This window comes from Bacteroidota bacterium, from assembly GCA_018831055.1.
Classification (GTDB): Bacteria; Bacteroidota; Bacteroidia; order Bacteroidales; family B18-G4; genus M55B132.
Map to the genome: position 1 here is coordinate 1 of JAHJRE010000073.1, position 21,626 is coordinate 21,626.

Annotated in this window: 18 protein-coding genes, 1 tRNA gene and 1 pseudogene; 10 read left to right on the forward strand and 10 right to left on the reverse strand. The window is 42.8% G+C overall.

The features are described from left to right. Both KKA81_04310 and KKA81_04315 read left to right on the forward strand, forming a co-directional pair. Window positions 1–571, forward strand: a 571-nt coding sequence (locus KKA81_04310) for an NADP-dependent isocitrate dehydrogenase (protein ID MBU2650137.1), incomplete at its 5' end; no start/stop codon positions are given. A 32-nt stretch (window positions 572–603) separates the two neighbouring features. After that, complete coding sequence (locus tag KKA81_04315) at window positions 604–1,926, forward strand: citrate (Si)-synthase (GenBank protein ID MBU2650138.1); 1,323 nt, start codon at window positions 604–606, stop codon at window positions 1,924–1,926. 11 nt (window positions 1,927–1,937) lie between these two features. On the opposite strand, the gene KKA81_04320 is transcribed toward KKA81_04315, so the two are convergent. Continuing rightward, complete coding sequence (locus KKA81_04320) at window positions 1,938–3,446, reverse strand: hypothetical protein (protein MBU2650139.1); 1,509 nt, start codon at window positions 3,444–3,446, stop codon at window positions 1,938–1,940. Window positions 3,447–3,701: 255 nt separating this feature from the next. On the opposite strand from KKA81_04320, the gene KKA81_04325 reads away from it, so the two are divergent. From KKA81_04325 to KKA81_04350, 6 genes are all read left to right on the forward strand, one after another. After that, a tRNA-Leu gene (locus KKA81_04325) sits at window positions 3,702–3,783 on the forward strand. A 92-nt stretch (window positions 3,784–3,875) separates the two neighbouring features. Next, entirely contained in the window at window positions 3,876–6,212 is a 2,337-nt protein-coding gene (locus KKA81_04330) for a tetratricopeptide repeat protein (GenBank protein ID MBU2650140.1), read from the forward strand. 82 nt (window positions 6,213–6,294) lie between these two features. Beyond that, entirely contained in the window at window positions 6,295–7,677 is a 1,383-nt protein-coding gene (gene tig, locus KKA81_04335; protein ID MBU2650141.1) for a trigger factor, read from the forward strand. Between the two features lie 4 nt (window positions 7,678–7,681). Next, window positions 7,682–8,356 (forward strand): ATP-dependent Clp endopeptidase proteolytic subunit ClpP, encoded by a 675-nt coding sequence (gene clpP / locus KKA81_04340; GenBank protein ID MBU2650142.1) that lies wholly within the window; start codon window positions 7,682–7,684, stop codon window positions 8,354–8,356. Between the two features lie 30 nt (window positions 8,357–8,386). Continuing rightward, on the forward strand, window positions 8,387–9,616 hold the full coding sequence (gene clpX / locus KKA81_04345) for an ATP-dependent Clp protease ATP-binding subunit ClpX (GenBank protein MBU2650143.1): 1,230 nt from the start codon (window positions 8,387–8,389) through the stop codon (window positions 9,614–9,616). A gap of 64 nt (window positions 9,617–9,680) precedes the next feature. After that, window positions 9,681–10,268, forward strand: a complete 588-nt coding sequence (locus KKA81_04350; GenBank protein ID MBU2650144.1) for a DUF4294 domain-containing protein — start codon at window positions 9,681–9,683, stop codon at window positions 10,266–10,268. Here the strand turns inward: KKA81_04350 and KKA81_04355 are convergent, their stop codons facing one another. The 3 genes from KKA81_04355 to KKA81_04365 all read right to left on the reverse strand — a co-directional run bounded on the left by KKA81_04355 (window position 10,269) and on the right by KKA81_04365 (window position 13,696). Beyond that, entirely contained in the window at window positions 10,269–11,684 is a 1,416-nt protein-coding gene (locus KKA81_04355; protein ID MBU2650145.1) for a sugar transferase, read from the reverse strand. Window positions 11,685–11,689: 5 nt separating this feature from the next. Then, window positions 11,690–12,616, reverse strand: a complete 927-nt coding sequence (locus KKA81_04360; protein ID MBU2650146.1) for a hypothetical protein — start codon at window positions 12,614–12,616, stop codon at window positions 11,690–11,692. A 90-nt stretch (window positions 12,617–12,706) separates the two neighbouring features. After that, window positions 12,707–13,696, reverse strand: a complete 990-nt coding sequence (locus KKA81_04365; GenBank protein ID MBU2650147.1) for a Gfo/Idh/MocA family oxidoreductase — start codon at window positions 13,694–13,696, stop codon at window positions 12,707–12,709. A gap of 114 nt (window positions 13,697–13,810) precedes the next feature. On the opposite strand from KKA81_04365, the gene KKA81_04370 reads away from it, so the two are divergent. Together KKA81_04370 and KKA81_04375 are read left to right on the forward strand one after the other, a co-directional pair. Next, window positions 13,811–14,458 (forward strand): protein-L-isoaspartate(D-aspartate) O-methyltransferase, encoded by a 648-nt coding sequence (locus KKA81_04370; GenBank protein ID MBU2650148.1) that lies wholly within the window; start codon window positions 13,811–13,813, stop codon window positions 14,456–14,458. Between the two features lie 104 nt (window positions 14,459–14,562). Then, window positions 14,563–15,453: a hypothetical protein gene (locus tag KKA81_04375; protein ID MBU2650149.1), complete on the forward strand. Its 891-nt coding sequence runs from the start codon at window positions 14,563–14,565 to the stop codon at window positions 15,451–15,453. Window positions 15,454–15,556: 103 nt separating this feature from the next. On the opposite strand, the gene miaA is transcribed toward KKA81_04375, so the two are convergent. The 6 genes and pseudogenes from miaA to KKA81_04405 all read right to left on the reverse strand — a co-directional run bounded on the left by miaA (window position 15,557) and on the right by KKA81_04405 (window position 21,306). Further along, window positions 15,557–16,483 carry a tRNA (adenosine(37)-N6)-dimethylallyltransferase MiaA gene (gene miaA, locus KKA81_04380; protein MBU2650150.1) on the reverse strand — a complete coding sequence of 309 codons (927 nt, stop codon included), beginning with the start codon at window positions 16,481–16,483 and terminating at the stop codon, window positions 15,557–15,559. Further along, a complete protein-coding gene (locus KKA81_04385; protein ID MBU2650151.1) occupies window positions 16,461–17,714 on the reverse strand; it encodes a glycosyltransferase family 2 protein in 1,254 nt (417 codons plus the stop codon). Before KKA81_04385 ends, miaA begins: the two co-directional genes overlap by 23 nt. Before the next feature lie 64 nt (window positions 17,715–17,778). Continuing rightward, window positions 17,779–18,903: an ATP-binding protein gene (locus tag KKA81_04390; GenBank protein ID MBU2650152.1), complete on the reverse strand. Its 1,125-nt coding sequence runs from the start codon at window positions 18,901–18,903 to the stop codon at window positions 17,779–17,781. A 329-nt stretch (window positions 18,904–19,232) separates the two neighbouring features. Further along, a complete protein-coding gene (locus tag KKA81_04395) occupies window positions 19,233–20,429 on the reverse strand; it encodes an AAA family ATPase (protein MBU2650153.1) in 1,197 nt (398 codons plus the stop codon). Window positions 20,430–20,664: 235 nt separating this feature from the next. Further along, window positions 20,665–20,986, reverse strand: a pseudogene (locus tag KKA81_04400) (DUF86 domain-containing protein). A gap of 29 nt (window positions 20,987–21,015) precedes the next feature. Continuing rightward, window positions 21,016–21,306 (reverse strand): nucleotidyltransferase family protein, encoded by a 291-nt coding sequence (locus KKA81_04405; GenBank protein ID MBU2650154.1) that lies wholly within the window; start codon window positions 21,304–21,306, stop codon window positions 21,016–21,018. Window positions 21,307–21,626 lie beyond the last annotated feature (320 nt).

Sequence of the window (21,626 nt, forward strand, 5' to 3'; positions counted from 1 at the left end):
AGAAGAAAACGCTCGTCTGATAGAACCGGGGTATTCTCTTATGACGGATACCCAAAAGCTGTCGGTAAAGAATGAAATCCAGGAAGCAGTGCAATTGATCCCTACTCATGGTAACGGACAATGGAAAAATAAACTGCTGGTAAAAGACGCTATTGCGGATATTGCTCTTCAGCAAGTACTTACAAGGGCGGCAGAATTTGATGTTGTCGCAACAATGAATCTGAACGGGGATTATCTCAGCGATGCGCTGGCTGCCCAGGTAGGCGGTATTGGTATTGCCCCGGGAGCAAATATCAATTACGAATCGGGTCATGCCATCTTCGAAGCAACCCATGGTACAGCACCTAAATATGCCGGGCTGGATATGGTCAATCCAAGCTCTGTTATATTATCCGGTGCTATGATGTTTAAGTATTTGGGTTGGGATGAAGCCCACAATCTGATCTGGAAGGGTATAGAAAAAACAGTAGCCCGTAAAATGGTCACCTATGACTATCATAGGATGATGGAAGGCGCAACCTTGCTCAAATGCAGTGAATTCGGGGATGCCTTGATCGAGAACATGATTTAACAAAACACATCTGACAATTAATATTTATTGGCATGTCATCACTTAAAGAAAGACTACACGAAAAGATCCAGGAATGGAGACCAAGGACCAAACGTCTGATGGAAGAATACGGGGATGTGGAAGTAGATAAGGTTACTATTTCCAAAATGCTTGGAGGCATGAGAGGATTAAAATGCCTCGTCACCGACATATCCTACCTCGATCCCAATGAAGGTATCCGTTACAGGGGATATACCCTCAAAGAAGTCTTCGAAAAGCTTCCCAAACCCAAAAAAGCAGAGATGCCCTATGTAGAAGGACTGGTATGGCTCCTGCTTACCGGAGATATCCCAACGGAAAAGGAAGTGCTTGATTGCGTTGATGAATTTAACAAACGCAGGATTCTGCCCAGATATGTTTATGAAGTGATCGATGCATTCCCGTGCTGCAGTCATCCCATGACAATATTCTCCTCCGCCATTTTGACTATGCACCGTGAGTCATTTTTCCATAAAAAATACTTCGCGGGTATAAATAAAACCGATCACTGGGACCCAATGTATGAAGACAGTATCAACCTCCTTGCCAAGCTACCGGAAGTAGCAACATATATATATGCCAAGCTTTACCGCGATGGCAAGCGCATCCAATCGAATCCCAACCTCGATTTTGCCGGCAATTTTGCCTTTATGATGGGTAAAGAAAAACCTTATGACGATGTTTCCCGCCTGCACTTTATCCTGCACAGCGATCATGAGAGTGGGAATGTGAGCGCTCATACGGGCCATCTCGTTGCAAGCTCACTTTCAGATATTTACCTGAGTATTTCTGCGATGATCAATGGCCTGGCAGGCCCTCTGCATGGTTTGGCCAACCAGGAAGTGCTTCGATGGCTGCAGGAACTGATGGACAGAATGGGGGGAGCGGAACCTACCGAGGATGAACTGAAACAATACGTCTGGGAAACCCTGAACTCAGGGTTTGTTGTCCCGGGATACGGTCATGCTGTTTTGAGAAAAACCGACCCCAGGTATACCCTGCAACGGGAATTCTCCCTGAAACATATGCCCGATGATCCTCTTTTTAAGTACGTTGATATGCTTTATAAAGTAGTTCCACCCATCCTGATGGAACATGGAAAGGCAAAAAACCCCTGGCCAAACGTGGATGCACAATCAGGAGTCCTGCAATGGCATTACGGAGTCCGGGAATACGACTTTTATACCGTACTTTTTGGAATCGGCCGTGCTATCGGTATTGCAGCCAATATTATCTGGGACAGAGCATTGATGTATCCTCTGGAAAGGCCAAAATCATTGACTACCGATATGCTTGAGGTGATAGCCGGTATAAAACCTGAAACTAAGGAGAAATAACGCAGAAGTCTTTATTTCCGTCTTTTCCTGATAGGACCGTATTCATCATTGGTACAATAAGTTGAACGGCCACTGAAGGGGCATCTGCCCTTGGTAAAGTTGATTTTAATGGCAAAGTAAATATCCATACCTGTAAAATCACTCAGTCCGAAAAAACCACCCAGCTTATCCGTACCTACGGTGAGAAAAGCAAAACGTGCCGCCAACCCGATACGAGGATAGCGCATATCGTATAATGAAACCGGCAGGCTGACCTCATACAACCAGTGCTCAAATCGCGGAGTGATGGACAACTGCGCTGGGCGATGTAACCTGGCTTTGCCAAGAGGGATTGGAACAACAGCGGTTGAGTTCACATACCACCCCGGAAGGAACTGGTAATCAAACTGGGCAGAAAATGCCGAAGGTAATACTATCGAGATCTCATCTCCTTCTACTGCAGCATCAGGGTCACCGTAAAACTGTTCGCTCAGAAAACCTGTGATCTGATCAAGATTGTAATAATTAAGAGTATCCAACCTCCTCAGGTAAGCATTCACATCTTCAAACTTATAGGTTCTGGCATTTTCCCGAAAACGGATACGTCCAATATCAATAAGTGAAAAACCAAGCTTATAATAGTAATCGGGATAACTTTGACGACATAAGCGGCTGAAAGAAGATTGCTGTGCACCTCTTTTCATGCGGAGGTAGTTCATCCCCAGATCCACTCCGAAGCCTCTGCCCTTGAAAAGTGGATCAGAAAGCATCGCCTCGTTAGTCTCGTAATTCACAGGAAGGGAGAATCCGATGTCCGTATTCAGATTATTCACATTAACCGTGCTATCATTTAAAACGATGTAATCAATCTCTGAAACATTCATATATCCACCGGTCACACCGGCCAGGTACTTTACAGTAATCCCTGCCGTGAACCTGTCCATCGCCCTTTGATATATCACGGTGCTGTATGTTAACCCAAACTCAGCCCATTCAAGGTTGGTAAGGCTAAAATTCTTATCCACATAATTGATGTTATGCTGCTTATCGTATTCCAGTCCTTCATACAGGAAGTTGGGAATCTCATAAGGCAACCTCCTCAACGACAATACCGACCTGGCCGCAGTGTAAAACCCAAATGCGTGATCACCCCAGACCATCATAAACGATGGCCCCTGCAGGCGGATATTCATATAAGCATTTTTAAGTTCTGTATTACTGAAACGATCGAACATACTGTTGTTCTTTCCGTAGGCAGGAACATCCCCATTGGGTCCCAGCATTTTAAATAAGCGGTAATCCTGCCTGTGAATATACAGGTAATTGTTCTCTGCGAAAATGTCACCGGAAAGCAAGTGTATATCCATATAAAGCTTGCTGTTCACAAGAGAAGAAGGGTTGAGTGAGAGACCGGCAGAGCCGGCAAAATTGCTGTTTACTAATCCCAACATCTCCTGCCCCATCACCGGCTTCAATATTGAAACCACGAAGGATATCCCAATAAAAAATCTAACTATCTTAGATGTTTTATATAAACTCATTTACCGATATTGATTTCAGTTAAAAAAAGTCGCAAAAATAATGATTCGTATTAGTTACACATAGTGTTTCGGCAAATAATTTATGATGGTGGCTGGAAAGTATCCGCCAAAGGCACTAATTAAACTTAAAACGAGTAAAATTATTATCAAAATCCGGCATTTATTGATATTGTCCTGAAAATTAACCATTTATTAAACCAGTATCCATATTGACTGAGGAATGAGTTTTTTCCTATATTTGCCGTTATAAAAAACGCGGATGTGGCGTAATTGGTAGCCGCGCCAGACTTAGGATCTGGTGCCGAAAGGCGTGGGGGTTCGAGTCCCTTCATCCGCACAACCCATATCTTCAATAAATAATAAAACCAAATCATCAGTAACGACCAGCAGCAAAGTGTGAATAACATAATCATATCATCAAATGTACTTATGAAGAAAATCTGCTTAGCTATTTGTTTACTGGTTGTATCAGCTACAGGATTCACACAGGATGAGAAGATTATCGACAGTCTGATAACAGAGCTTAACCGTGCCGGGGAGAAAGAAAAGATTGGAATAATGCTTGAGTTATCGGATCAATTCATTTATACGGAAGAAGACTCAGCAGAAAATTTGGCGCTCCGGGCTTATTTCCTGGCTAAAAAAATATCCGCCAACGAACAGCTTGCCGCTGCTGCTTTTCAACTCGGAAAAGTCTATTACCACCATGACAGCCTTGATCTGTCCCTGAATTACCTGCTGGAAGCCCAACCCATAATGGAATCAAGCGGTGACAGCAGCAATATCTTCAAACTTTATAATTACCTGGGGTATGTTTATTTCGACAAACAGGAATTTGAAAATGCCCTGAAGTATCAAAGTCTTTCTATTGACATTGAAAAAGACATAGCCAATAAATCTGAATTGGCTTCCAGACTGGTTGACATAGGGATGGTATACGAGTATACCGGAGATTATGAAAAAGCCCTGGCATACTATAACCAGGCTCTGAAAGTACAAAGGGAACTTAACGAAGTTGAAGCTATAGCCGGATCCCTGAATAATCTGGCCAATGTTTACCAGACATTTGGCAATTATGAAAAAGCATTGATATACTATCTTGAAGCACTGGAAATTTATGACAGACTGCAGGATCAAAATGGCATAGCCATTATAAATAACAATATAGGTATTGTGTATCACGATTGGAAGCAATACGACAAAGCGTTGGAGTATTATATCAGGGGACTGGAAATTGAAAAAATGCTTGAAAACAAGAGGGGCATCGCACAATCTCTTAATAATATTGCCATTATTTATGACGACAAAGGAAACAGGAAACAAGCCCTGGAATACTACCTCGAATCGCTCAGGATGGCAGAAGAGTTGAATGATAAAATGAGTATGGCCATAGCCATGAGCAATCTGGGAGAGTATTACACAAAGGATAAAGACTTCAGCAAAGCATTACAATATCATCTAAGATCGATCGCCCTCGACCAGGAAATGGGAAACCAGATCAGCCTCGGTGAATCCTATACTTCTCTGGGCGAATTATATTTTAGAATGGGTGATTACAATAAATCCCTGCAATATTACCATGATGGATTACAAATTATGGAAGAACAGCAAATTCTACCTTCCATGGCAGATAGTTATAAGGGGATGTCAGAAGTGTATGCACAAATCAGAGAATACCGTAAAGCATACGAATACAATAAGTTATACACAAAGATCAACGATTCAATATTCAGTGAATCGATGGCAAAGCGATTAAGCATGCTGCAGACCGGATATGAAATTGAATCGCGGGAAAATGAGATTAAATTGCTGAATCAGGAAAAAGAAAAAAAAGAGCTTCAGCTTGAGTTAAACCGGCAGCAGATACGCAGGCAGCAGATCATCGGACTTGGACTTATCATAGCATTTACTGTTTTCCTGGGTTTATCACTATTATTATACAGGCAAGTAAGGCAAAAGAAGAAAGCATTTGAGACCCTGGTAAAACAGCACAAGGAAATCCAGAAAAACCGGGAAGAACTTATCCTTGCCAAGGAAAAAGCCGAAGAATCCGACCGGTTGAAATCCGCTTTTCTCCTCAACCTTTCGCATGAGATCCGGACTCCTATGAACGGTATAGTAGGGTTTTCGAATATCCTGAAAAATTCCGGCGTTAAAGAAGAAGAAAAGCAGTATTATCTTGAAATGATCCAGTCGAATACACGTCAGCTACTCGTATTGATCTCCAATATTATCGACATTTCAGCCATCCAAACCGGGCAGTTAAGTCTGGGTGCCGAAAAGGTCAACCCGGAGCAATTGATCAGGGATGCGTGGGAGGATTTCAGGAGGGAACAACCATTGATTGGCAAGGAAAACATTGATTTCAGGCTTAAACTGGAACCAATGAAACATGTAGGAACATTATACGCAGATGGAAAACGCCTCAGACAGATCCTGGATAATCTGCTTGATAATGCTTTCAAATATACAAAGGAAGGTTATGTGGAACTATCTGGAATGACCAGGAAGAATTCCCTCATTATCAGTGTAAGTGATTCAGGCATAGGAATCCCAAAGGATAAACAGGATATTATTTTTGAAAATTTCCGGCAGGTTGACGACTCCTCTACCCGAAAATATGGAGGTACCGGGCTGGGATTGGCCATTATCCGGGAAGTGGTAAAGTTAATGGGGGGCAATGTCAGTGTTGAATCGGAATCCGGAAAAGGCAGTACCTTTAGGGTTGAGATACCCATGGATAGAATGAAGCAAGCCAATTCCTGAAACAATATCCCCTCCTCCACCCGCAGCAAGCTGAATAATAATTATATTTGCAGCCCTTAAATCCATTAATTAATAAATTTCGATGAATATTACGAAGGAAGAAACCGGCAATCTGACTGCGACCATTCAGATTGACCTGCAAAAGGCAGATTACGAACCAGAAGTGCAGAAAGTATTGAAGGATTATCAGAAAAAGGCCAATATTCCCGGCTTTCGTCCCGGGAAGGTCCCGCAAGGTATGATCCGGAAAATGTTTGGAAAATCGGTAATGGCAGAAGAAATACAAAAACTCCTATCAAAATCCCTCAGCGATTACATTACGGATAATAAGCTCCGTATGCTTGGCCAGCCGCTTCCCAACACAGAGAAATCACCCATTCCAGATTTCGAACAAGATGAGAATTTTACCTTTTTCTTTGACATCGGGTTAGCACCGGAAGTCAACCTTGAAATCGGCGATAAGATAAAAGCAGAATATATTGAAATCGAAACCGACGATAAAACCATCGATAAATATATCCAGGATGTCAGGATGCGCCACGGAAAAACCGAGGAAGTTGAAACGGCAGAAGAAAATGATATTCTCCATGGAAAACTGGTAGCGGTTGATCCTGAAGGAAACCCGAAAGAAGGGGAAGAGCAGCAGGAAAAAACCATTTCCCTGAAATATCTTGACAACAAAAATGAAAAAGAGAAATTCGTTGGTCTGAAAATCGGGGAAAAGATAGTTTTTAACCCATTAAAAGCCGCCGGCAGCAGGAAGGAAGCATCCTATATCACCGGTCTGAATGAAGATGACGATAAGCTTGATTCGGATTTTTCATTTGAGGTAGACAAGATTTACTGCATCGTTCCTGCCGACCTGAATGAAGATTTGTATGAAAAGATATATCCCAAAAAGGATATAAAAACCGAAGAAGAATTCAGGAATGAAGTCATAGCCGAAACCCGGAGTGTATTTACCCGTGAAACCGATAAGATATTCCTGAACAATACCATGGAAAAACTCATCGAGGAAGCAGGAATGGAACTCCCCGATGAATTCCTGAAACGCTGGATCAAGGAAAACCATGAAAGTGACCATGAACAGGAACACAACCATGAACATACCGATGAGTTCTACGAACACGAATACGAGCATTACAAAAAGGCCCTTCAGTGGCAACTAATAGAGAACAAAATTGTTATGGATAATGGAATCAGGGTGAATGAAGAGGAAATAAGAGCCTATATCCGCCAAAATCTGGTAGCCCAGCTGGGTGGAATGGTAATGGATCCTGAACTGGAGAAAAGGGTGGATAATTATGTAAACACGGTTCTGCAGAATGAGAAAGAAGTAGAGAAAGCCTATGACATTCTGCAAAGTGAAAAACTGGTGGAATTTCTGAAAACGCACCTGAAAATCAAGACAAAGAAAGTAAGTTACGATGATTATATAAAAACAGCTTCCAACCATAAACATTAAAAAAATGAACAGCAACGAATTCAGAAAATACGCGATGGGTCATGCAGGCATCAGTTCCCTGACCCTCGACAGGTATGCTTCCATTAGTTCAAATTACATTTCTCCGACCATTATCGAAGAGAGGCAGATGAACATTGCCACCATGGACGTATTTTCCCGTTTGATGATGGACAGGATCATCTTCCTTGGGGTTCCCATCAATGATTACGTAGCCAATATCATTCAGGCGCAGTTGCTTTTCCTTGAATCCGTTGATTCAAAAAAGGATATTCAGATTTACCTTAACACCCCGGGTGGTGCAGTATATGCAGGATTAGGTATTTACGATACCATGCAATATATTTCTCCTGACGTAGCCACCATCTGTACCGGTGTTGCCGCCTCCATGGGAGCAGTATTGCTTTGTGCCGGCCAGGCCGGCAAGCGCACCGCCCTGAGACACTCGCGCATCCTGATTCATCAGCCCATGGGCGGAGCTGAAGGACAAGCATCGGATATCGAGATCACTGCCAGGGAGATTCAGAAGGTTAAAAAAGAGCTTTATGAAATCATAGCCAGGCACAGCGGGCAACCTTACAAAAGAATCTGGAAAGACTCTGACAGGGATTACTGGATGACTGCTGAAGAAGCAAAGGAATATGGCATGATCGATGAGGTTCTGGTGAAAAACCAAAAATAGATTTTTTCGTACAAAAGATAAATTCCTTTTATGTCGAAACAAATACAGCGATGTTCTTTTTGCGGTCGTGAGAAGTCACAGGTCAAACTGCTGATCGCGGGCATTGACGCACACATTTGTGATAGTTGTGTCGTTCAGGCCCAGACCATACTTCAGGAAGAACTGGCTACCCGTCACGAAAGAAAGATCCAGAATATTGAACTGAAAAAACCGGGAGAGATCAAGGCTTATCTCGATCAATACGTGATTGGCCAGGATATTGCAAAGAGGGTTTTATCGGTTGCTGTTTACAACCATTACAAAAGGATCACACAACCCCGCATCGACAATGACGATGTGGAAATTGAAAAATCCAATATTATCATCGTTGGTGAAACCGGTACAGGAAAGACATTGCTGGCTCGTACCATTGCCCGCATGCTTCATGTTCCGTTCTGTATTGCCGATGCCACTGTGCTAACAGAGGCCGGGTACGTGGGTGAGGATGTGGAAAGTATTTTATCAAGGCTGCTTCAGGCGGCGGATTATAATGTTCAGGCAGCAGAAATGGGTATTGTTTTCATCGATGAGATCGATAAAATCGCCCGCAAAAGCGATAATCCATCCATTACCCGTGATGTATCCGGTGAAGGTGTTCAGCAGGCACTTCTGAAGCTCCTGGAAGGTACTGTAGTAAACGTACCTCCTCAGGGTGGCCGTAAGCACCCCGAGCAGAAAATGATACAGATTGACACACAGAATATCCTTTTCATCTCGGGAGGGGCTTTTAATTCCATGGATAAGATCATCGCATCAAGGTTACAGACCAATGTGATCGGTTACAGCTTTGATAAAGATAAACAAAGCATCGACAAGGAAAATCTCCTGCAATATATATCACCATCCGATCTGAAGAAATTCGGACTGATCCCGGAGATTGTCGGAAGGTTCCCGGTTATTACACATCTGGATCCCCTGAACAGGGAGATCCTGCGGAAAATATTGCTGGAACCGAAAAACTCTTTGGTGAAACAGTACGTGAAGCTTTTCAAGATGGATGGCATTGACCTAAGTTTCGACGAAGAAGTTTACGATTTCATTGTTGAGAAATCGGATGAATTCAAACTGGGAGCTCGCGGACTAAGGTCCATCCTTGAAGCCATCCTGACCGATGCCATGTTTGAACTACCATCGAAAAAGGCCCGCAGTTTCCATGTCAGCCATGATTATGCACGGGAAAAATTCAAGCTTGCCAACCTTGCCAAGCTCAAGGTAGCCTGATCGGGTTTTGTTTTTAATGCCTGTTATTGTTTTGTTCCGGCACGGAACTTGATATGCAACACGTATGCCTTTTAAACGGATAATCCTGACCGGTCTGATCTTCATCCTATCTGTTGCCGCTATGGGGCAACAGGAAAGGGAATTGGTCGTTTATGCCAGAATCGTCGACGGTGACACCATCCCGGTGATTCCCCTGCGCCAGGTAACCGTGGTATCGCTAAAGGTTATCAAGAATGAGCGTCAGGCGCGCAAATTCACCAAACTCGTACGCAATGTCAAAAAGGTCTACCCCTATGCAAAACTTGCCGGGATAAAACTCAAAGAATACGAGGATATACTTATAAATGCGAAAGACGACAAGGAAAGGCGGCAGATCATGAAACAAGCAGAGGAAGAACTCAAGACTGAATACAGCGAAGACCTCAAACAATTAACATTTTCACAGGGGAAGATACTCATCAAGCTGGTCGACCGGGAAACAGGGAACTCATCCTATGACCTTGTCGCAGAACTCCGAGGGAAATTTGTTGCTTTTTTCTGGCAAACCTTTGCCCGTATGTTCGGTTATAACCTCAAAATCAAATACGATCCCGAAGGGGAAGATCAGGAAATAGAGGCCATTGTCAGACTTATTGAAAGCGGGGAACTCTGATTATTTTCCGCGGCCCTGCATAACAATCATCACGGTGTAGATCAATATTTTAAGATCCATGGCAAGCGACATATTCTCAATATAAAGCAGATCGTATTTGAGCCTTTCTATCATTTCATCCACATTGGAAGCATATCCGTATTTTACCTGTCCCCAGGAAGTGATACCCGGCTTGACCTTATGCAGTAATCTGTAATGAGGCACCCTCTGAACAATCTGATCAATATAATAACGTCTTTCCGGGCGAGGCCCTACCAACGACATATCCCCTTTCAACACCGTATAAAACTGGGGAATCTCATCCAGTCTGACCTTACGGAGAAATTTCCCGAAAGGGGTAATCCTGGGGTCATCGTCGGATGACAACTGCGGGCCGTTTTTCTCAGCATCGGCATACATAGACCGGAACTTATGCATCTTGAATGGAACGCCGTTGATTCCAACCCTTTCCTGGGAATAAATGATCGGGCCCCTGGATGTTAACATGATCCCAATGCCAACAAAAAGATACAGGGGGATCAACAGGATCATTGCAACAATTGATACAATTATGTCCATTATTCTCTTCAGAGATTGCTGCCAGGCGGGCATCAGCTCCGGGGCAATCTGGATCAGCGGGGTGTGAAACACAGATGTCATCTTTACCGTACCCAGCAAAATATCCTGCATATCCGGAATGACCTTGATGAGGACATCCGTATCTTCCAGAAGAGTGATGATATCTTCTATGGTTTTTCTTTCCGATCGTTCAATGGCAATGATCACCTCCTCCACATCATAACGAACAATGATTTCCCGGAGATCCTTGTAATGACCGAGATGAGGGATATATTGCGAAATCTTATAGGATTCGTAATCAAAAACATTTACAAATCCAATGAACTTATTGCCCGACGATTTCTCCTGGTTCTCGATCTCCTGATAAATAGAAAGGGCATTCCCGTTACTACCAACAATAATGGTGTTGAACCCAATCTTTTTGTGATGGATTTTCCTGACCGTAATAGTGGTAAGGATAAGTCTGAAAAAATAGGTGAAAAAGAAATGAAACCCGAACAGAACAAAGAAAGATTGGTAGTATGATTTATAGGAAGTAATGATATCGTCGAGGATCAGTGCGAAGAAGATAATGATAACGCCAATGAGAGTGATCAGCAAAGTCTGTCCCAGTTCCCTGAGCCTTGATTTGCGGTATATTTTCCTGTATGTGCCTACCAGTGTATAAAGAATAAGCCAGAAAACCGGGATAAAAGAGATCCCAATATACAGGTTGTCATCCTTCAGTATCTCTTCCGGGTGTCCGAAGATATTCGGCTCGATAACGTATTTGCGGTAAATGAAAAAAAGTGTCCAGGCTATGGCTGCAGCCAGGAGGTCAAAGATTACATACTTAAGTACCTGTAATTTTTTATTCATTCGGTTCAATTTACCTTATAGTGAATTAACTTAATGTTATCGAGGTATATCTTTGTAGGTTCCAAACCATATCCCCCGTATCCTTCAAAAAAGATATTGAAATCAATGGCATTTACCGAGGCATTAACAACAGGCTTCAGGTTTACATAAACCTTATTCCATTCTGAGGAAGTGTTAAAATTCAGCACTTCACTGGTCTCCACGGTGGAAATACCTTTAACGAAGACACCCACAGTAAACACCGCGTTGCTTTTAAAATTAATTTCCAGGAAAACAGGATTATTGCCGCGTGGCAGAACAAATCCTTCATCGTTCCCGACATTGGTTGCCACCCTGAAATAGTTCTTATCGCCGGATAAGGTTATCACCCCTGAGTATAGTGAATGGTCATCGAGGTAAGCCTCAGGATCACCGCCGGGATAGGTCCTGTGTATATCTACGTGACTTGGTGAGAGGCTATCGAGCGAAATGCTGGGATCTTCAAAATCCTCTATCCACACAAAATCGCAGGTACTTTCATAGGTTGTAGAATACTGGTAATTCCCGTCGTTCAGATTAATAACCTGGCCGGGTACAAAATCAACATCCTGGTAAATCGGTTTGTAAAATGGATAGGGAACCCTAAGGGCCTTTATGCCATTGAGAAAGATACCGGCTTCTATCGTCAGTTTGTGAGTTCCTTCCGTGAGTACCGGAACCGAGAATGGCAATTCATAAATACCCTGGATATTGTCATCGACATAAATCCATATGGTTGTAATCTTTTGGGAGTTGGAGCCCTCGAAGGAATAATCTGTTTGCAGGCTCATAGAGTCGAGGGAAATATAAGCAGGAATGGTCTGATCGCCTTCAAACTTACGGCAGGATAATAAGACAGCAGCAGAAAGGAGAATAAAAAAAACATAAGTCAACTGCCTTTTGAAACCAGCCATGAATAAACAGTTTGATTTGGGGCACTCAATATCAATGAACGGCCTTTGAACATCATTATTGTTCAATTTATTCATCATGTCAATAAAAATTCAACGAATATTATCGGGAAGATTATTGATCTTTTCCATGACCTTGTGAGCAACGTCCAAAGCATTATAGCCATCATGAATGGTAACCGGCGGGGCAGTATCGTTGATAATGGCATGGTAAAAACTCTCAAGTTCTTTTTGGATTGCATTCATAGGGGGGATTTCCGGTTTATTGAAAAGGATTTGCTTTTCTCCTTTGCCATTTCCGAGGTCGATAGTCATAGCAAATGGATCCGGGTTATCCTTATCCACATCGCGTATGCTGATGATTTCAACATTTTTATCCAGGAAATCAACGGAGATGTATGCATCTCTCTGGAAGAAACGGGATTTTCTCATGTTCTTCATGGAAATCCGGCTTGCGGTAAGGTTTGCCACACAACCGTTATCGAATTCGATCCTGGCGTTGGCGATGTCGGGTGTGTCGCTGACCACGTTTACGCCACTGGCACTGATCCTTTTAATTCCCGACTTTACAGCACTAAGCACAATATCAATATCATGGATCATCAGGTCAAGGACAACGGGAACGTCAGTTCCCCGGGGATTGAATTGTGCCAACCTATGGGTTTCAATGAACATGGGATTATTCAGGTAAGACTGTGCCGCCAGGAAAGCAGGATTAAAACGCTCCACATGCCCAACCTGTACCTTAATATTAGCTTCTTCTGCAAGGTCGATCAAACCACGTGCTTCACCAAGCGTTGTTACCACAGGCTTTTCAATGAAAACATGACGGAATTTTCTCAGGGCCTGGGAAGCACAATCAAAATGCGAAACCGTTGGGGTTACAATATCCACGACTTCCACCGCATCTATCAGGCCAGTGACAGAATCAAAGGACCTTATACCATATTCATCCGAAACCTGTTTAGATATTTCTTCATCCGGGTCATAAAAGCCCACCAGCTCAAAATCCGGTATCAGTTTGATGCATTTTATGTGGATCTTGCCGAGATGACCGGCACCAAGAACTCCTATTTTCAGCATGTTTCAAATTTTTTGCAAAAGTAGTTTTTTTAACCGAACGGGATAAGGGAATTTACTACTTTAGTGCATTCATTTCTAAAAAGGAATCCTATTCAGGAAGAAGGAAAGAGCATGATCCAGGACTCATTCATACACAAAGGACTACGAAAAAAACTGGTAGAAGAAATACGGGAAAAAGGCATACGCGATGAACGGGTATTATCCGCTATCGGAAGTGTTCCGCGGCATCTTTTCATGGATTCTTCTTTTCTGGAATTTGCGTACCAGGACAAAGCCTTCCCGATAGGTTCAGGGCAAACCATTTCTCAACCCTACACGGTTGCCTTTCAATCGGAGTTATTACAGGTTAAAGAAGGCGACAAAGTATTGGAAATAGGCACCGGATCCGGATACCAGGCCTGTGTGCTGATCCATGTGGGAGCCAGGGTATTTTCCATAGAGCGTCAGCGGAAACTTTATGAAAAAGCCCGCCATTTTCTCCCGACAATCGGGTACCGGCCTCGTCTTTTCTTTGGGGATGGTTATAAAGGCCTTCCCACTTACGCACCCTTTCACAAGATCATTATCACAGCTGCCATTCCTGAAATACCCAAAGAATTGCTGGCACAGTTATCAACGGGTGGCCTGCTGGTGGCCCCGCTTGGGAACGGGCAGGTACAGAATATGATATCCATCCGGAATAAAGGAGAAGGAGAGTTTGAAACCGTTGATCATGGAACCTTTCGTTTTGTGCCTATGCTCTCCGACACAGCCAATGACTAGAATAAAATTTGTTCACTAATAAATTGCATTGCGTAAACAAAGCTATCTTTGTAATTGTTTTGCATGAATTCAAATACAATCATTATTATTAAAAAGATCCAATTATGAAAAAGTTTATCAAATTATTTGCATTTCTTATCCTGGCAGGATCGGTTGTTCTTTCTTCCTGCAAGAAAGATGACGATGACGACACTACTCCGGTTGTTGAAAACCCAACCATCAATTTCCTGGTAGAACCGGGATTTGTTTCCGGTGATGTTACCGTGAATGTCGGAGACGCTTTTAAAGTTAAGGTTTATGCAGCGCAAAACGCCAGCACAAAGAAAAACATCACTGGCATTAATGTCAGGAGGATCTTCAACAATCAAACCGTTGGAGACACTACACTTGCCTTCAATGACCCTGAAGTCACCCTTACCGTAAATTTCGAGGCACAGCCGGTTGCCGGCATTGAAACCCTTGAGTTCAAAGCCATCGATAAAGACGGGAAATCGAAAATGATCAGCCTTAAAGTTACAACCATTGAGATTAGTATTCCCGTAACGAAATATGCCAATATCACGCTGGGGTCATTCAATGATCAGACCTACGGCAGCTTTTTCTCCACATCCAACGGGCAGGTTTATTTCAAAGCGGATGCCACCAACAACCAGGCCCTGATCGATTTCGCATTCTTCCTGGGAACCACGAACGGAGCTACCATCGGCTCACCATCAAATGTAACCCTTCAGGGTGTGTTTGGTATCGAAGCATGGACAGTAAAAAATCAGACCGGCATGGTTAAACCGGCTCCCATTACTGCAGCCGAATTCGATGCCATTGGCGCGGAATATGATTTCCCCGACTTCCAAAGCTCCATCGACCTGGTGAACCAACTTGCACCCAACGACGTGATCTTTTTCATGACCCAGGGAATGAAGCTGGGATTCATCAAAGTGAACTCCGTAAATAAAAGAGGAGACGTTATTAATATTGATGTGATCATAGAAGACTAGCCGGGAAATCGGAGATCGGAGATCGGAGATCGGAGATCGGAGAATGAATTTAAAATTTTACATTTAAAAATTTGCAATTCATTCTTCGATCGTCGATCGTCGATCATTTGATCGTCGATCGTCGATCTTCGATTATTTGTTCTTTTTCCGAATTGTCTCCATCCAACCATGTTATCTCCGTTCCTTTCTTTTCCATTCTGCGGAACCAGGTCATTTGTCTTTTGGCAAACTGATGTATAGCAGTGTTTAACAAGCGGAACATTTCTTCATAAGATATTTCTCCCAGGATGTATTGGGTGAGATAGCGATATTCCAGTCCGTAAAATTTCAGTTTTTCGGGAGAAATGCCTTGTTCGAGAAGAGACCTCACTTCATCAATCATTCCCTGGTCAAGTCGCTTTTTCAGGCGTTCGGTTATGCGTGTACGTATAATTTTGCGGTCGAAAGTTATACCGAAGACTATGCTTTCGAATTCAGGAAATGGTGTTTCCTCCTCAGGATGTTCTTTGTAGTAGTATCCGATTTCCAGTGCGCGGATTAGGCGGTCGGTAGCTTCGGTGTCGGTAACGTTATGCAGCGACTTCATGACCAAAAGTTCATCAATGAGGCGGTCGTGCGGTTTGCCTTCCAGCTTTGTTCTAAGTTCTTTGTTTTCAGGCACCCTGACCAGCTTATAGCGGTCGAGAACAGCCTCGATATACATGCCCGTCCCACCGCATAGGATAGGCTGCCTGCCCCTGGAAACAATATCCTCAAAAGCCCTGATAAAATCCCGCTGGTACTCGAAAACATTGTATTCATAGCCGGGATCGACGATATCCACCAAGTGGTACGGAATGATCTTCTCCCCTACCTTGTAATCCTCATAATCCTTGCCGGTACCCAGGTCCATGCCGCGGTACACCTGCCGGGAGTCGGCGCTGATGATCTCACCGTTGATCCTGCCGGCCAGCAAGGCAGCCAATCGCGTTTTCCCTGTTGCCGTGGGACCCAGGATCACGATCAGCTTATGTTTTTTGTCGTCTTTCATAACTCCAGGGGTTTGCCAGGATGGCGTCTTCTTGAATGGCTTCTTCCTTTTCAACGAGAAAATCCCGGATCCTGTTCAAATCTTCAACAGACAAACAGGTAAAATCAAGATCTTCCAGGATGTTTTCCAGTCCGTTTCCCGGATAAAACCGCTCAAACAAAGATACTAAGCTTTTCTCATCCCCAAAACCGGCTTCCTGCTGCCGGCTTTTCAGGTATTGCAGGATGCGGAGGGCATCTACTTTCTGATGGGCGGATTTTATGAACTGGCCGGTGGTTTTGCAGTTCTTTCGTATGGGATCCCAGATATCTTCTTCCCGGAATATCTCTTTCAGGAATCCATCCATCGGCGTTGGGACGGTTCTTTCAAACAAGGTTTCAAACAAAGCATAGGTTTCCAGGATCTCATCGAAAAGCAAATGGTGGTATATCGGGTAGCTGTCCCATTCGCCCCGGCTGCCCTTGATCATGGCAGGGCCGGTACCGAAATACACCCGGTCGGAAAAGCGTGTGCCGGGGTAGACCTTTTCGGGGTTCCAGCATACCATGTCACCGGCTTTCCTTAGTTTTTGCAGGAAGTAAAAATCCTCACCGCTCTTTTTCGGCGTCATCCCTCCTATCCTGCGGTATGCCCGAACAGGGAGAGCGATGGCCGAACCCAGGGCGGTGAAGGAGTATGGACAGCCGATGCGCCAGAGGTTTAAAGAATAATTCCGCATATAGATCTCATACCGGAGCATGGCGCTGCTGGCTTTTTCATCCTCAACCAGGCGGTGGTAATACGGAACCGAAAGGCAGGATGCCTGAGGATAATGTTGAAAGGTATCGATCACAGAGCCAATATATCCCGGATTAAAAACCGTGTCTGCATCCAGGCTGATGATGAGGCCGTTATCATCCGCCAGTTGGTTTATCCTGTCCATCAGCGTTTTCCGGGCCCAGCCGACCCCGTGCTTTTGTTTTTCCCATCCGTTACCGGGTGTGCATTTATCGATCAGGATAATATCCATGTCGCGGATCTCAGCAAGTTCATTCAGGACCTGCACATTCCGTTCGCACACCGCTTTTTTCTCCGCCATTTCCCACCAGTGTTCCGGCTGGTTCACACAAACCACGAGGGTGAAGTCGTGGTATTCCTGGTTCCTGAGGGAATCCAGGAAAGCCGGAAGCACCATGCCTTCATCGAGGACAGGCAAGGCGATCCAGGTTTTTGGCGGGTTGTGTGGTTTCATCAGATTTAATTACTTATCACTCATTACTCATCGACAATCGGCTAATACATTGCGCGATTGCTTTTTATAAATCCATCAGTAAATGAATCGTTTCCGGAGTAATAACAGTCAGTTCATCAACATTGTATGCTGAAGAAAAGCTGTCCGGGATACATTTTTTTCTTTTTAACCCGAATTTAAACTCAAATGCTTTCAGCTTTCCGGATGTTTCTTCAACAAGATCTATTTCAGCACCGTCGTATGTTCTCCAAAAATATTCCCGGGTATATCTGTTGTTGTTCAAGTTATGCTTGAGTCTCTCGGAAATACAGAAATTCTCCCATAAGCTTCCTGCATCATTCCTGTTTTGAACTGGGTTGAAATTTCCGGTAACCGCATTAAGGATTCCATTGTCGTAGAAATAATATTTCTTACTTTTACGTATCTCATTTCGTTGCTTAGAGCTATATGCATCCAGGTGAAACAGTATGAAACATTTCTCCAGAACATCCAGGTAATTTTCCACTACATACCTTGATACTCCAAGCATGTTAGAAAGCTCATTCACAGAAACTTCCGACCCTACCTGCAAAGCCAATGCTTTTAACAATTTCCTGATAATCATTGGATTTCTAACTTTCTCAAAAGCAAGTATATCTTTATATAAATAATCTCCTGCCAATTCTGAAAGTTTTCTCTGCTTATCATCAGTATCCATCATTCCTGGATAAGCACCAAATACGAGCAAGGTATTTAAGTTCTCCAAAGCCCACGAAAAGCTTTTTGAATTACTGATTTCTGAAAGAGATAGCGGTAGAAGTCTGATTTTAATATTTCTGCCTGTTAAGGGTTCACCCAGTTGGCCGGCCAGCTCAAAACTGCTTGATCCGGTCACAATGAGTTTGAATTGCGGCATATTATCATATATCAGCTTGAGCAGTTTCCCAACCTCCTGGATACTTTGGGCTTCATCCAGACCAATGATCTTTTTACCGGAAAACAATGCATTAATGGCAGAGGTATCTCTTGTTTCCAGCATTTGTGAAACAGAAGGTGTTTCACAATTCAGGAGCAGAGCATCATTCCTGTTTTCGATCAGCTTTTTCAGCAAGGTTGTTTTTCCCACCTGACGGGCACCATAAATAATAATGACTTCCGGTTTATCAAGCCATTTTTCAATATCTCCGTGAATAACTCTTTGATAGTACATTGCATTTAAAACTGGACCATTCTACAAATTTACAAAATCAGGCCTAATATTGCAAAATATTTTACAATATTAGGCCTGATTTTGTAAAACTACCTATTACTTGTCGACAATCGGCTAATTTATTGCGCGATTGAGGAGATTGCGCGATTGAGGAGATTGCGCGATGTAGGAGATATTCGATGGTTTTGTAATGCCGGCGAAGAGAAAACCCTTCGAAAATTCCCGCCTGAGGCGGGAAATCGGACACTGCTACCCATTTCTGCCTCTACCGGGGTAATTCCGGCAATGGCCGTAATATGGGCAGAAAGAAACATACCCGTTAATAGACGCTAATATAAAAATCCAAACAACCACATCGGTATGATACTGTTATGCGCATACTCTATATTATCAGCAGCAATATATGCATGATGAATTCCCCTGACCTGTTTCCTGGATTTGTTGCTTCCTCCTACCTCAATGGTGTATTTACCGTCTGCCAGAAAATCACCACCTTCGGTATATCGTAACGGGTACTTTTCCTGTAATTGATTGTAAATAAAGGTCTCTCTCAGGGTTCCGGTGTTCACGGTGGTATCCGAAAGGGCATACATCAGATTGGTATTGTTGAGATAGACCTTTTCAGGCTTGTTCATCCTGCTGATCCCTTTGTTACGTGACTGCAAAAGCATCAGAAGGTCAGCTCTCTCCAGGAGATACAAATACTTCATCAGTGTTTCCCTGCTAACGCCCACCTGTTCGCTCAATTTCAATATATTGGGCTTAAAAGGGACTATTACTGAAATAATAGACAAGAGTTTACGTAAATGATGAACCGAAATAAAATCTATCTTTTCAACCGATGGCAGGTCAACTTCAAGTATATGGTTTACTGTTTGTTTTAAACGTTCAAAGTAACTTTGTTCATCTTCAGCAAAAAACGGATAATAACCCTTTTGCATATACTCTTCAAAATATTTGAGGGGTTTTATTTCCTTTAAAATATTTTCGATTGGTTGCGATGGATTTTCCAGTAGCTCCTCAAGTCTTAAAACAGGAAATGTTTGATGGTACTTCATTTGGAGAAACTCCCTGAACGACAACCCCTGCATGCGGTATAAAATTGCCCTCCTGCTCAGATCAGCAGTCCCTTTGAAAATATCAAGGGCTGATGACCCTGTGATGACGATCTGCAGATCGGCAAAATAATCGTAAATATTCTTAATTTCCTGAGACCAGTTTCTGTATTTATGTATTTCATCAAGGAATAAAAATTTTCCACCTCTTTTTACGAAGGCATCGGCAAAATCCACAATATTATTTGTCGAGAAGAACAAATCATCCATGCTGACGTAGATCACTTCTTCCAGATTTCTGTTCAGTTTCTCCTTTATATATTGGAGAAGCATGGTTGTTTTTCCCACTCCTCTTGCACCCGTCAGTGCGATCAACCTGTTATTCCAGTTTATCTCATCCCATAAATACCTTTTAAAATCTAATGGGACGGCGTTTATCCTTGAAGATGAATACTGAAAAAGCTTTTCCATTTTGCAAAGTCATTTTTACAAATATAACGAATTATTGTAAAATACACTTTGCATTTATGGATTTTTTATGATTTATCAAATCACATATCACTTATCGACAAGCGGCTAATAAATTGCACGATTGAGAAGATTGAGCGACGTATGAGATACTCGATGGTTTTGATATGCCGGCGAAGAGATAAAGCTTCGAAAATCCCACATGAGGGGGGCATGCGTGTAAAACAGCAAATATAAATCAAATGCTATTGAGTATCTTTTCTATCTGTTCCTTATTTCCCGGCAGGTATTTTGTTGCAATGTCCCAGATAATTTCATAATCCACTCCAAAATATTCATGCAGAACTTTATTTCTCAAATAATACATTTCTTTCCAGGGAACATCCGGGTATTTGGTTTTTATAGATTCATCCAGGTTTCTTGCGGCCTCTCCGATGACTTCAAAATTTCTTATAACAGCATCAACGGTTTTATAATCCTTTTTTAAATTGGTCAAAATCGTATCCTTCGATATATTCAGCAATCCTGGTCATAGCATTCCGGATATCATCAAGGAACATCTTGTATGAGCGATTTTCCTTTCCCAAAATTATATGTATTTGACCTGATCCAAAACTTTGTCTTTAATATGCTCTTTCAAAGCATTTTTGGTCACTAAATCGATCTTCCGGTTAAAAACTTCCTCCAAAAAAATCTCCAGAGATAAGAACTTCCATCCAACAGGCTTCTCAAATTCAACCAGGATATCGATATCACTATTATCTGAATAAGAATTATCACTGAACGAACCAAACAGGCCCAGTCTTTTCACAGAGTATTCTCTGATAAGAAAAGGCATTAAATCATTCAATTTTTTAATAATATCATCTGTAGTGATCATAATTACAAAGATATAAGAATAATGAATACACAGAAAAAAAGACAGAATTTATGGGTTCACTTTGGTTTACACATCGGTAATAGACGATCGATTAATAGATTAGGTGATTGCCCGGCCACGCACCAATGGCGGGAAATCGGGCAATCTCCTCAATCACTCAATTTAAACACCCTTCTCCCGATCCGTCCTTCATCCGTCTGCACCCCCACAAAATACAAGCCCTTTGGGAATGATGCGCATTGCCAGGTATAGCGGGTTAAAAAGGGACTCCATCCCGTAGGATGGCATCCCCTACAAATCTTCATATCAACCATATAATC